Source organism: Mesonia phycicola (genome assembly GCF_900141885.1).
Taxonomy (GTDB): domain Bacteria; phylum Bacteroidota; class Bacteroidia; order Flavobacteriales; family Flavobacteriaceae; genus Mesonia; species Mesonia phycicola.
On sequence record NZ_FQYY01000004.1, the window covers coordinates 104706 to 118540 of the forward strand.

The following is a 13835-nucleotide window of genomic DNA, read 5'->3' on the forward strand; positions in this document are numbered from 1 at the left end:
TCATGAAATTTATTTTTAGCATTTCAAGAAGTTTTCTAATATCTTTTCTCCAGCATTGCTACTCTTTTCTGGATGAAATTGTACTCCGTAAAAATTATCTTTTTGTAATGCAGAAGCGTATGCTAAATCATAATTGGTTTCAGCAATCATTTCAGAACATTTTTCAGCATAAAAACTATGTACTAAATACATAAATTCTTCTTCTTTGATACCTTTAAAAAGTTCTGATTTTAAATTAGTGATTTGATTCCACCCAATTTGCGGAACTTTTACTTGGTTGGAGAAACGTTTTACTTCTACATTAAAAATACCGAGACCTTTGGTATCGCCTTCCTCAGAATGTTTACACATTAACTGCATGCCTAAACAAATACCCAAAACTGGTTGTTTTAACTGCGGAATGATTTGATCTAAGCCTGTAGATTTTAGCATTTTCATTGCGCTACTTGCCTCACCTACTCCAGGAAAAATCACTTTATCTGCTTGCAGAATTTCTTCTACGTTATTAGACAAAACTGCTTCAAAACCTAAGCGTTGAATAGCAAATTTTATACTTTGTATGTTTCCTGCTCCGTAATTAATAATGACTATTTTCATTTTCTATTGGTAATTAGAATTGAGTTAGTTTAAAACTCACTTTGATGAGATGCTGATTTAAATTAAGTATGACTTACTTTATTTCCCTTTTGAATCGCGTCATTCCAGACTTGATCTAGAAATCTAATTCTGTTTTTTATTCAACTTAACTTTTATCAACCTGATGTGATACTGCCCCTCGACTCCGTTCGGGATGACTATTAAATTAAGTATGACGAATTTTCTCATCTCTAGAATCCTCAATTCTATTTTATAACATTCCTTTAGTGCTTGGTAAAATCATTTTTGCTGAATCTCTTTTTACGGCAACTTTAATAGCTTTAGCAAAGGCTTTAAAAATAGCTTCAATTTTATGATGCTCATTGGTGCCTTCTGCTTTTACATTTAGGTTAGCTTTAGCTCCATCTGTAAACGATTTAAAAAAGTGATAAAACATTTCTGTTGGCATTTTACCTACCATTTCTCGTTTAAAATCTGCTTCCCACACTAGCCAATTTCTTCCGCCAAAATCGATGGCTACTTGTGCTAAACAGTCATCCATTGGCAGACAAAAACCGTAACGCTCAATACCCAATTTATTACCCAAAGCTTTACTAAAAACTTCACCTAGCGCAATTGCGGTATCTTCTATAGTGTGGTGCTCATCTACTTCTAAATCTCCTTTTACCTGAATAGTTAAATCCATCTGACCATGACGAGAAATTTGATCTAACATATGATCAAAAAAAGCAATACCAGTATCTATGTTGCTTTTTCCTGTTCCATCTAGATTTAAATCGATAAAAATATCTGTTTCGTTGGTTTTTCTTGAAATTTGAGCAGATCTATCCGTCAGTTTCAAAAACTCGTAAATCTCTTTCCAAGAATTAGTTTCTAATGCTATGGCATTTTCTACTTTACTTTTATCATTTTTAATTTCATCGGCACCTAGTTCTATGTGAGTGTTAATAAAAATTCCTTTTCCTCCAAAATTGTAAGCAAATTCAACATCTGTTAAACGGTCACCTACCATAAAAGAGTTTTCTAAATCATATTTCCCTTCTTCTAAATACCCTTTTTGTTTTAACAAACCGATATTTGGTTTTCTGGTATCTGCATTGTCTTTTGCAAAAGTTTTATCTATTAAACTCTCTTTAAAGACTGCTCCTTCATTAGCAAATACGTTTTCTATAAAATTTTGAATTGGCCAAAATTCTTTTTCAGGAAAACTATCGGTTCCTAAACCATCTTGGTTAGTGACCATCACTAATTCAAAATCTAATTCTTTTGCAATTTTAGAAACATAGTAGATTGCTTCAGGATAAAATTCTAATTTTTCTAAACTATCTACCTGGTAATCTTCTGGTTCTTGTATTAAAGTACCATCACGATCTATAAAAAGTATTTTTTTCATATTTATATTTTATTTCTCTGGATGAGATGCTGTCTCTCGAGTCCGCTCGGGATGACCAAGAAGTTCAACATGACAAATATTTGATAATTGTCATTATTGACTTCACCTAGAATCTCATTATATATTTAATTATCAATTTCTTGTAAAACTTCTATCAACTTTTTATTTTCTTCTGAAGTACCGATAGTAAAACGCAAGGTATTTTCACATAAGGGTTGATTGGTTCTGTTTCTAATTACAATTCCCATTTCTAATAATTGATTATACCTTTTAGTAGCGTTATCTACTTTTACTAAAATAAAATTAGCTTCTGTTTCAAAAATTGTATCAATAAAGTTTACTTCTTGTAAAACTTCTATTAATTTTTCTCGCTCTATAATAATCGATTCAACTTCATTAAAAACTTCATCTACTTTTAAGATGCGTTGTAATGCTTTTTGCTGAGTTAATTCGTTTACATTATAAGGAGGTTTAATTTTATTTAATACAGAAATAATTTCTGCAGAAGCATAACAAACACCCAACCTTACTCCTGCCATACCGTAGGCTTTAGATAGCGTTTGGGTGACTATTATGTTTGGATATATATCTAAAAAGTTAATCCAACTTTCGTAAGAAGAGAAATCTATATATGCTTCATCTATTACTACAATTCCATTAAAATTTTCAATTAAAGTTTTAATAGAACGAGCATCAAAAGCATTACCCGTTGGGTTGTTTGGGTTACAAATAAAAATAAGCTTTGTAGTTTCTGTAACTTCATTTAGAATTGACTTTACATCTAATTGAAACTCTTCTGTAAGTAAAACTTCTTTATTTTCTATATTATTGATTTCTGCCAATACTTTGTACATTCCGTAGGTTGGAGGTAAAGTAATAATATTGTCTTTTTGAGGTACACAGAATGCACGAAAGATTAAATCTAAAACTTCATCGCTACCATTACCTAGCAATATTTGGTCTGAATTTACATTTTTAAGCTTTGCTAATTCTGATTTTAAATCACGCTGCTGCGGATCTGGATAACGATTCACTCCATTTTCAAACGGATTTTCGTTAGCATCAAGAAAAATCATCTCATTTCCGTTTGCTTTATATTCATCACGCGCTGATGAATATGGTTGTAATTTTTGAACGTTGGCTCGTACTAAGTTTTGTAAATTAAATTCGCTCATATTATTCTTCTAAACTTTTTAATCTTAAGGTTACAGCATTTTTATGTGCTTGTAAACCTTCTGCCTCTGCCATTAATTCTATAGCTTTTCCTATAGTTTTAATTCCTTTTTCATCTATTTTTTGAAAAGTCATACTCTTTTGAAAACTGTCTAAATTTACTCCGCTATATTGTTTTGCATAAGCATTTGTAGGCAACGTATGGTTGGTACCTGAAGCGTAATCTCCTGCACTTTCTGGCGTGTAATTACCAATAAAAACCGAACCCGCATTTTCAATACCGTCTACAAAAAATTTTTCATTTTCTGCAATTACAATAAAATGTTCTGGAGCATACTGGTTGATTAAATTTAAAGCTACTTCCTCATCTTTAACCAAAATAAGTTTAGAATTTTCAATAGCTTTAGTAGCAATATCTTTTCTTGGTAATTTTTCTAATTGACTTTCCACTTCTTTTTCTACACTCTCTAAAATCTCTTCAGAAGTAGTGACTAAAATTACCTGACTATCTGCGCCGTGTTCTGCTTGCGAAAGTAAATCTGAAGCTACAAAACTCGGCTTGGCAGTTTCATCTGCAAATACCAATAATTCTGAAGGTCCCGCTGGCATATCTATAGCGACATTAAATCTTGTTGCTAGTTGTTTGGCTACCGTTACAAATTGATTACCCGGACCAAAAATTTTATAGACTTGCGGAATAGTTTCTGTACCAAATGTCATCCCTGCAATTGCTTGAATACCACCAACTTTAAATATTTTGGTTACTCCGCATAAATTTGCAGTGTATAAAATAGCTGGATTAATTTTTCCTTCTTTATTAGGTGGTGTACAAAGAATAATCTCTTTACAACCTGCCAAATTAGCTGGTATTGCTAGCATTAAAATAGTTGAAAATAAAGGTGCAGAACCTCCTGGAATGTATAAACCTACTTTTTGGATAGGTCTTTTTTCTTGCCAGCATTTTACACCACTTTGTGTCTCAACTTCTACTCTATCTGTTTTTTGAGCAGCGTGAAATTTAGTAATATTTTCTTTAGCAAGCTGAATAGCACTTTTTAGCTCTGTTGAAATTTCTTTTTCTGCAGAAACAATTTCTTCCATAGAAACTTGAAAATTATTTAAAGAAATTCCGTCAAATAAGCTTGTGTATTTTGTGATGGCTTGATCTCCTTTTGTTTTTACTTCTGCAAAAATTTCATTTACCGTTGCTTCAATATCATCAATAGTTTGTGTTGGTCTTTTCAAGATATCTGACCAATTTTTTTGAAGTGGATTTTTTATAATTTTCATAATTATATTTTTTTACCTTTTTAGTCCGATTGAGGTGACAGATTCTACAATACCATTTTTTCTATTGGGCAAATAAGAATACCTTCTGCTCCGTTATTTTTTAGCTCGTCGATCACTTCCCAAAAAGCTTCTTCATTAATAACAGAGTGTAAAGAACTCCATCCTTCTCTTGCTAACGGAAGTAAAGTTGGGCTCTTCATTCCTGGTAAAATTTCTACTATTTTGTCTATATTTTTATTTGGAGCATTTAGTAGAATATATTTAGATGTTCTTGCTTTTAAAACTGATTGAATTCTGAATTGTAATTTCTTTAAAATTTCATTTGCTTCTGCAGAAATTTTAGGAGATACAGCTAAAACCGCTTCACTAGTTAAAATTTGCTCAACTTCTTTTAAATTGTTTTTAAATAAAGTGCTACCGCTAGAAACAATATCTACAATTGCATCTGCCAAACCTATGTTGGGTGCTATTTCTACAGAGCCTGATATTTGGTGTAAATCTGCGGTGATATTTTGTTTAGCTAAATAGTTTTTTACAGTATTAGGGTAAGAAGTGGCTATTTTTTTGCCTTGTAAATCTTGTATACCGTTATAGGTTTTTCCTTTAGGGATGGCTATAGAAACTTTACATTTAGAGAACCCTAATTTCTCTACTATTTGTAAATCTTCTCCTTTTTCTATCAGTAAATTTTCTCCTACAATAGCTAAATCTACTACTCCATCTCTTAAATATTGAGGTATATCTCCGTTTCTTAAATACAATACTTCTAACGGAAAGTTTCTTGCACTAGTTTTTAATTGATCTCTACCATTATCAATATAAATACCTGCTTCTTTAAGAATTTTAATAGAGTCTTCATTAAGACGACCTGATTTTTGAATAGCAATTTTTAATTTTTTCATTTTTTAAATTTCAGGTTTGAATAATTACAGACAGGCAACAAAAAACCCGTTTGAAATTACTCAAACGGGTTTGTAAATTATTTTTGAATTACATCAAATACAAAATCACCTCGCTTGAGCGTGGATATGAAAATGATGATGATGTAAGTTTAAATCTCTCATTGTGGTTACAAACTTATAAATAAATTACTTAAAAAAACTAATTTTAGATAAATTTAATTTTTGTTTAATTATTTCCAAGAATAATTGGCATTCCTTCCTCTCCGCTTCCTATTACAATTACTTTAGCATTAGATGATTTTGAAAGTTCTACCGTAGCTTGTATTCCCTTCTCTTTCAACACCTTATCTGTTAAAGATTGACTTAAAATAGTATTAGCTCTAGCTTTACCCTCTGCTTCAATTTTTTGTCTTTCTGCTTCTTTAGTTGCTTTAGTTAATCTAAACTCATACTCTAAAGATTCTTGCTCTTGACGTAATTTACGCTCAATTGCATCTTTAATTGTAGTTGGTAAAGACACATCTCTCACTAAAATTTCGTTTACTTGTACATATTGATTTTTAAGCAACACTTGTGTTTCTTCTAAAATTTCTTTTTGTATTGCCTCTCTTTTACTGGCATATAATTGTTCTGGACTATATCTACCAACCACTGCTCTAGCAGCAGACCTTACTGCTGGTTTTAATAACCTCTCGATGTACTCTTCTCCTTTTTCTTTATGAAGTTTACCTAAATCGGCATATTTAGGCTGAAACCAAGTAGAAGCATCTAATTTAATTTCTAAACCATTAGAGCTTAGTACTTGCATTTTTTCTTCTAAAGATTGTTGTCTTACCTCATATACAAAAACACTGTTCCAAGGAGCTACAAAATGAAAACCTTCTCCCATTGGAGGTTCGTTAGTTACTACACCACCACCTAAAGTTTTATACAAAACTCCAGCTTCTCCAGAACCAATAGTCACGGTAGATTTAAATAGTATCACTAAAAAAACTATTCCTATAACAACTAATGGTAGTGTTACTTTGGGTATTTTATTATTCATTTTAAATTGATTATATGAGTCCATAATATTTTCTTAAAAACCATTCTGAAGACAAACAAAATATTATTATCACTAATAAATAGAACCAATCTATTAATGGTGAAATTTCTGTTTTACTTTTTTGAATAGGTTTAAATTGTTTGTTATTTAATAATTGACTTTTTATTTTACTAAAATCTTCTAAAAAATAAACTTCAGAATTTAGTTGTAGAAGTCCGTTAAGATTAGCATTTAAATATTGCTTTTCTACATCGTAATCTACAATAGTAAAATTACCAGATTTTGAAATTTGCTCGTTTTCTACTTTTGTTGTAAAACTATAATCTCCAGCAGATAAATTACTTAAATCTACTTCATAATGATTATTTTTAAGTAGAAAAGGAAAAATTTGTGAAGCATTAGTCGCTTTATTTTTCACGGTAAGATTCAATTTACCACGCGCATCAAATTCATAGTTCTTATCAAAATATTGAGCCTGAAAAACAATATTTTCTCCAGAATTATAAAAAGAGTTATAGTCTAATTGAAGACGTTCTCTACGTTTGTTTGATGCTAAATATTGAATAAGTTTCCCAAAAAACTCATCATATACAGTAAAATCTTCTTCCTGTAAAAAACTTTGAGCTCTCCACCTCCAAATATTTTCTCCAAATATAAACCCTAATCGCTGATTGCCATTTTCTACCGTAGCCAATAGTGGAGATTCTGTTACATATCCATTTATAGATTGATTTAAAAATGTGTTTACTGTTGTAGAGAAAGAAATATCTCCAAATTTATCTTGTAACGGCGGAAACTTATTAAAACCAATATCTTCTAACTGAAATGATGTGTAATTAGCATTATAATTAGCCAAATAATCTTCTTCTTGATTAGAAGTTTGTTTTGTAAAAATTGTTTGGTTTCTATTTAAAAATTGATAATCTGTTTTTGTACCTGTTACCGTTAATGAGTTTAAGCCTAAGCGATTAATTTGCTCGTAAGCGGTACTAAATTTTGAGTTAGGTTGGTATAAAATTATTAATTGATAGTTACCCCAATCAATATCATCATCAATATCTTTAATAGTAGCCTGTCTTTGTTGGTTGTGTTCTATTGATTTTTTAAAACTCCCTAAATCAGGATGAATAATATCTGATACTAAAAGAACATTTGTTTTTTCATCAATAACTTCTACAGCAAAATTCTTCGTGTTATTTTCTGTATTTTTTTCATTTTCTAATGCTTGAATAGAAACTGAATATGTTTTTACACCTACACTATTAGCAGGTAGTGTGGCATTTACCACAGAAGAAGTTTTTTGTTTACCAAACGTAATATTCTCTGTATAAACAATTTGTTTACCTTGTTTAATAGTAAAACGTTGTGTAATATTTTTATCTCCTGTATAATTTACAAATATTTCTACTGGAAACTTGTTATTAATAAATGCGTAACGATTGGCATTTAATTGTGCTATTTTTAAATCTACATATTGTGTAGTATCACCTACTACTACTGGAAATATAGTTTGGTTAAATTGTTTGGCCGAAAACGTATAATCTTGACCGTAGGTTTGATTTCCGTCAGAAATAAATACAACTGGAGCTGTTTGGTTTTTGTAAAGTTTATCTAAATTAGTTATTGCTTGATTTAAATTACTTTGTTTTTCTGAAAAGGATAACGAATCATTTTTTTCAAAATTCTCTCCAAAAGTATATTCTTCCACAGAAAAACTTTTATTAATTTCTTCATCTTGTAGTAATTGTGTTACTAAAGAAGATACATTTTTACTTTTACCTAAATTTTGAATAGATGAAGAGTTATCTACCGCAACAACTAAAGAAGGTTTTTCTATAGTATAAGTAGTATTTTCAAATTTAGGATTAATTAGTAATAGAAATACCGAGAAGTAGGTAATAAAACGCAAAGCACTGAATAGTTTCCAGTGCTTTGGACGTTTATTTTTCTCTTTATAATAATATTGTACCAATGCCAATACCAAAGCTGCAAGAACAGCTAAGATGATATAAATTATAGTTGGTACACTCATTAAATAAATTTGAATTTTTATAGTTATTTTATAGTAACTAAATAACTATGATTTAGTTTTTTAGAAAAAAATTAAGTTAGCATACCGCCATCTACATTAATAACTTGACCTGTAATATAACCACTTAAATCACTTCCTAAGAAAACACAAGCATTTGCAATATCTTCTGGAGAACCACCACGTTTTAATGGAATATTTTCTCTCCACCCTTGTACAGTTTTCTCGTCTAATTTTGCTGTCATTTCTGTTTCTATAAATCCTGGTGCAATTACATTTGTTCTAATATTTCTAGAACCTAACTCTAAAGCCATAGATTTTGAAAAACCAATAATTCCTGCCTTAGAAGCTGCGTAGTTAGATTGCCCTGCATTACCTTTAACACCAACTACAGAACTCATATTAATAATACTACCGTAGCGTTGTTTTAACATGGTACGCTGTACAGCTTTTGTCATGTTAAAGATAGATTTAAGGTTTACTTCTATAACCTTATCAAAATCTTCTTCGCTCATACGCATTAACAAATTGTCTTTGGTAATACCTGCGTTGTTAATTAAAATATCTATGCTACTAAAATCTTCTGTTACTTTACTTATTAAGTCTTGAGCTTCTTCAAAACTAGCTGCATTACTTTTATAAGCTTTCGCTTTTACTCCTAATTTGGTAAGTTCTTGTTCTAATTCTTCTGCAGCTTCTACAGAAGAGCTATAGGTAAATGCCACGTTTGCTCCATTTTCTGCAAAAACTTTAGCTATTCCTCTACCAATACCTCTACTAGCACCGGTAATGATGGCATTTTTTCCTTCTAGTAATTTCATAATTAAAATTATTTATTTATCGCAAAGCCAAATATAACTATATGTACAATGAAGACATAAAAAAACCTCTTGAAATCTCAAGAGGTTTTAAAAATTATTAAATAATAATATTAACTCGTATTTAAAATAATGCTTTTTTTGCTTATAATTTTAAATCGTTTGTTGTTTTTTCATAATTAAATAAATAATCTACATCTAATTCTTCTACTTTCCCTAATTTAGAAAGAGCATCCATATTTGCATCTTTTTTATTACCTATAACTAATACATTATAATCTTGCCCTTTGATGTTGTTGTTAAAAAATTCTTTTAAATCTTCCATAGTCATTGATGCAATAGTATCATACATTTCTTTTCTGTTATCGTGATCTATACCACGTTTCTTTAAGCTCTCATAATTCCAGAAAATTGATGTTTTAGTAATTCTATCTGCTGCAATTTGTTTTAAAGTTGCTTCTTTTGCAGATTGAAATTGCTCTTCTGCCTCTGGCATATTTGTCATTAACTCCATCATTGCATCTACGGCTTGCGGCATTTTATTAGCTTGTGTACCAATGTATGCCATTACATAATTAGGCTTATCTTTTTCTCTAGAAGTTTGGTAAGCTGAATACGCTGAATATGCTAAAGATTTAGATTCTCTAATTTCTTGAAAAACTATTGAAGAAAGACCACTACCAAAATAAGTATTAAATAACTCTGTAGCTGCCATTTTTTCTGGGCTAAAATCTTCTCCTTTAGATAAAAATACCATTTCACTTTGTACCATATCATAATCTACAAAATACACTTTTCCGCCAGTTTCTATTTCTGTGTATTTTTTGGCTTCTGGGTAGTCTTTTAATGTTTCTGGTAATTGGTGCTTTTCATCTAAGGCACTAATAGCGTTTTCTACATCTTTACCATAATAAAAAATACGTTGTTTGTAATTTCTTAAATCTTTTACTTTTTGAACAAGTTCTTCTGGGTTTTTAGATTTTAATTCAGCTTCAGAATAAATATTTCTCAATCTTGAATTTTCTCCATATTTACCGTAATTCATTAAACCATTAAAAAGAATATTACTTTTTTGAGTTTTACCATCTTCACGGCCTTTAATAATCTGTTCTACATATTTGTTATACGTATCTTGATCTGCAGTTGCATTTTGCCAAACATCTTCTAAAAGAGTTAAACCTGCTGGCAGATTTTCTTTTAAACCAGAAATACCAACGTATGTTTTATCTGTACCAGAGCTTACAAAATAGTTAATACCTAATTTATAAAACTCTTGTTTAACTTGGTCTGCTGTATATTTATCTGTCCCTAAATAATCTAAATAGCCTGCTGCAAGTGATAATTCTTTATCATTATCTTGCCCCATATCAAAAATGATATATAAATTAAATAAGTCATTATTTTTATTTTCTATAAAAGCTACTGGCAAACCATTTTTTGTACTTAAGCTATCTATAGCCTCATTATAGTCTACAAATTGAGGTGTTAAAGCTGGAGATTCTTTCTTATTAAATTCTTTAATAAATTCTGATTGCTTATCTCTGTTTAATTTAACTGGAGTAATCCCTGGGTTTTCTACTTTAGCAATACTAGGGTCTTCACCTTTACGCTTATATACCGCTACATAATTTTCTTGGTAATGTTTATTGGCATAATTAACAATATCTTCTTTTGTGATAGATTTTAAGTTTTCTGTAAAATCTACTTGTGATTGCCAGTCTTGAAAGTGAATAAAAGCGTCCATAAACGCATAAGCCGTAGAAGATGCATCTTCATATTGACGAATTTCTGAAAGTTTTAAATCGTTAATAACAGCGTCTACCAACCAATCATCAAATTCACCTTTCTTAATTTTTTCAACCTCTGCTAGTAATAAAGATTTTACTTCTTCTAAAGATTGATTAGCCTTTGGCATTCCGTACAATATGTGAAAACCATAATCATTATTAAAATTAGTAAATGAAGAAGCTCTTTGTACTTTTTGTTGTTGATTAAGATCTAAATCTATTAAACCAGCTTGAGAGTTTGCTAAAATATAGTCTATTAAAGTTACTATTTGCTGATCTTTACTACCAACGCCTTCTGTTCTAAAAGCTACATATACAGACTCTGATGTTGGCCCTAAAACTTCTTTCTCTACAGGAGCAGTAATAGGTTGCTCTTTAGGAAATTTTGGATGCGTTACTTCTTTTTCTTCATAATCACCAAAAGCTTCATTTACTTTTTGAATAGTTTTATCAAAATCTAAATCACCTACAAGAACTACTGCCATATTATTTGGTACATAATAGGTATCAAAATAATTATGAATAGCTTCCATTGAAGGATTTTTTAAATGTTCTGATTTACCAATGGTACTTTGTGTACCGTACGGGTGGGTTGGGAATAAACCTTCTAAAGTTGCTTGGTACTGTTTACGGCCATCACTATCTTGACCTCTATTAAACTCTTCATAAACTGCTTCTAATTCTGTATGAAATAAACGTAAAACTAACGTACTAAAACGCTCACTCTCTACACTTAACCATTTATCAAGCTCGTTAGATGGAATTTTATTTACATATACAGTTTGCTCGTTAGAAGTAAAAGCATTGGTACCCTCTGCCCCTAAAGATGCTACCATTTTATCATATTCATTCGCTATAGAATATTCTGAAGCTTTTTGAGAAACAGAGTCTATTTGCACGTAAAGAGCCTTTTTCTTTTCTGGATCTTGCTCTGCTTTATGCATTTCGTATAAATTAGAAATACTATCTAACAATACTTTTTCTTTCTCCCAATCTTGAGTACCTATTTTATGGGTTCCTTTAAAAACCATGTGCTCTAAATAATGGGCTAAACCTGTATTATCTGCAGGGTCGTAAGTAGAACCAGCTCTAACCGCTATAAGGGTTTGTATTTTTGGTTCTTCTTCATTTTTACCTAAGTAAACTTTAAGCCCGTTATCTAAGGTATAAAGACGTAATCCTGCTGGATCGTCTTTAAAAGTTTCATAAGTAAAGCCAGCTTCATCTGTATGCTGGTACTTATCTTCTTCTGTTGTTTCGGTGTTTTCATTCTTTTCACCACAACTGATAATGGTTAAAGTAGATAAGAATAAAAAAAATGGTAAATAGAATTTTTTCATTAATATAATTAATTAGTTAAGAGATGGTTAAAAATAAAAAAAGTTCGTTAGTAAATACATACTAACGAACTTTTATATGAAGTAATTCTGTTAAAATTTAACAGATTATATATTACCCTAATACTTCAGCAACTTTTTTACCAATTTCTGCTGGAGAATCTACTACGTGAATACCACATTCACTCATAATTTTCTTTTTAGCTTGAGCAGTATCTTCACTACCACCAACAATAGCTCCTGCGTGACCCATTGTTCTTCCTGCTGGAGCAGTTTCACCAGCAATAAAACCTACGATAGGTTTTTTAGATCCGCTTTCTTGGTACCATTTAGCTGCATCTGCTTCTAATTGACCACCTATTTCACCAATCATTACTACACAGTCTGTATCTTCGTCGTTAATTAATAACTCTACAGCCTCTTTGGTAGTTGTTCCAATAATTGGATCTCCACCAATACCAATTGCAGTAGTAATACCTAAACCTTGTTTTACAACTTGGTCTGCGGCTTCATAAGTTAATGTACCAGATTTAGATACAATACCTACTTTACCTTGCTTAAATACAAAACCTGGCATAATACCAACTTTAGCTTCACCTGGAGTAATAATACCTGGACAGTTAGGACCTACTAAACGACAGTCTTTATTTTTAATATAGTTTGACGCTTTAATCATATCTGCCACTGGAATACCTTCTGTAATTGTAATAATTACTTTAATCCCTGCATCTGCAGCTTCCATAATTGCATCTGCAGCAAATGCTGGCGGTACAAAAATAATTGTAGTGTCTGCACCAGCTTCTTTTACAGCTTCTGCTACTGTATTAAATACAGGTTTATCTAAATGAGTTTGACCTCCTTTACCTGGGGTTACACCACCAACTACGTTAGTACCGTAATCAATCATTTGACCTGCGTGAAAAGTACCTTCACTACCAGTAAAACCTTGTACAATTATCTTTGAATCTTTATTAACTAGAACGCTCATAATTTTTTTCTTGTTTTATTGCCTTGCAAATTTAATTTTTTAAAAACAACTCTAAAAGTTTTTATTATTTTTTTGGTATAAAAGATGAGATATTTTCAAAAGAATCGTCTCCTGGTTGACTAATTATGTAACCTTCGTACAATTTTTCGTCTTTTATCTCCCATATACATATAAAATGTGCTAATGCTCTATCATCTTCTGGATGCTCAATAGTATTAGCATGATAAGTAAATCTAATGGTAATTTTATTATTATCTTGTAATAGGTGTGTAATTTCACAAGTTAATGCTTCGTAAGATTTTTTCATTTCTGAAGCCAACTTTATAAAATCACTTTGGTTTAATTTTAAGAAACCAAAACTACTATTCCAATACATAGTTACATCTGGGTGCAAGTATTTTGAAATTACAGTTTCATCTTTATAAAAAGCTGACTCAAAAAAATCTTGCACTAATTGTTTTTCTTGACTTTGCATA

General features: G+C 30.7%; 11 protein-coding genes. All 11 read right to left on the minus strand.

Going from position 1 to position 13835, the window contains the following annotated elements; all coding sequences use genetic code 11:
* Positions 1–15 precede the first annotated feature (15 nt).
* The 11 genes from hisH to BUC03_RS06785 all read right to left on the minus strand — a co-directional run bounded on the left by hisH (position 16) and on the right by BUC03_RS06785 (position 13834).
* On the minus strand, positions 16–597 hold the full coding sequence (gene hisH / locus BUC03_RS06735; RefSeq protein WP_073149580.1) for an imidazole glycerol phosphate synthase subunit HisH: 582 nt from the start codon (positions 595–597) through the stop codon (positions 16–18).
* Positions 598–847: 250 nt separating this feature from the next.
* Positions 848–1990: a bifunctional histidinol-phosphatase/imidazoleglycerol-phosphate dehydratase HisB gene (hisB, locus tag BUC03_RS06740; RefSeq protein ID WP_073149582.1), complete on the minus strand. Its 1143-nt coding sequence runs from the start codon at positions 1988–1990 to the stop codon at positions 848–850.
* Between the two features lie 125 nt (positions 1991–2115).
* The gene (gene hisC / locus BUC03_RS06745; RefSeq protein WP_073149584.1) at positions 2116–3165 is read right to left on the minus strand and encodes a histidinol-phosphate transaminase; all 1050 of its coding nucleotides are present in this window, start codon (positions 3163–3165) and stop codon (positions 2116–2118) included.
* A gap of 1 nt (position 3166) precedes the next feature.
* The gene (gene hisD / locus BUC03_RS06750) at positions 3167–4453 is read right to left on the minus strand and encodes a histidinol dehydrogenase (RefSeq protein ID WP_073149586.1); all 1287 of its coding nucleotides are present in this window, start codon (positions 4451–4453) and stop codon (positions 3167–3169) included.
* A 44-nt stretch (positions 4454–4497) separates the two neighbouring features.
* Positions 4498–5355, minus strand: coding sequence for an ATP phosphoribosyltransferase (hisG, locus tag BUC03_RS06755; protein WP_073149588.1), 858 nt, complete (start codon positions 5353–5355; stop codon positions 4498–4500).
* A gap of 226 nt (positions 5356–5581) precedes the next feature.
* Entirely contained in the window at positions 5582–6424 is an 843-nt protein-coding gene (locus BUC03_RS06760) for a prohibitin family protein (protein ID WP_234971606.1), read from the minus strand.
* On the minus strand, positions 6411–8432 hold the full coding sequence (locus tag BUC03_RS06765; RefSeq protein ID WP_073149590.1) for a vWA domain-containing protein: 2022 nt from the start codon (positions 8430–8432) through the stop codon (positions 6411–6413). Before BUC03_RS06765 ends, BUC03_RS06760 begins: the two co-directional genes overlap by 14 nt.
* Before the next feature lie 71 nt (positions 8433–8503).
* A complete protein-coding gene (gene fabG, locus BUC03_RS06770; protein ID WP_073149592.1) occupies positions 8504–9250 on the minus strand; it encodes a 3-oxoacyl-[acyl-carrier-protein] reductase in 747 nt (248 codons plus the stop codon).
* 142 nt (positions 9251–9392) lie between these two features.
* Positions 9393–12374 (minus strand): insulinase family protein, encoded by a 2982-nt coding sequence (locus tag BUC03_RS06775; RefSeq protein ID WP_073149594.1) that lies wholly within the window; start codon positions 12372–12374, stop codon positions 9393–9395.
* A gap of 112 nt (positions 12375–12486) precedes the next feature.
* Positions 12487–13359, minus strand: coding sequence for a succinate--CoA ligase subunit alpha (gene sucD / locus BUC03_RS06780; RefSeq protein ID WP_073149596.1), 873 nt, complete (start codon positions 13357–13359; stop codon positions 12487–12489).
* A 64-nt stretch (positions 13360–13423) separates the two neighbouring features.
* Complete coding sequence (locus tag BUC03_RS06785; RefSeq protein ID WP_073149598.1) at positions 13424–13834, minus strand: nuclear transport factor 2 family protein; 411 nt, start codon at positions 13832–13834, stop codon at positions 13424–13426.
* Position 13835 lies beyond the last annotated feature (1 nt).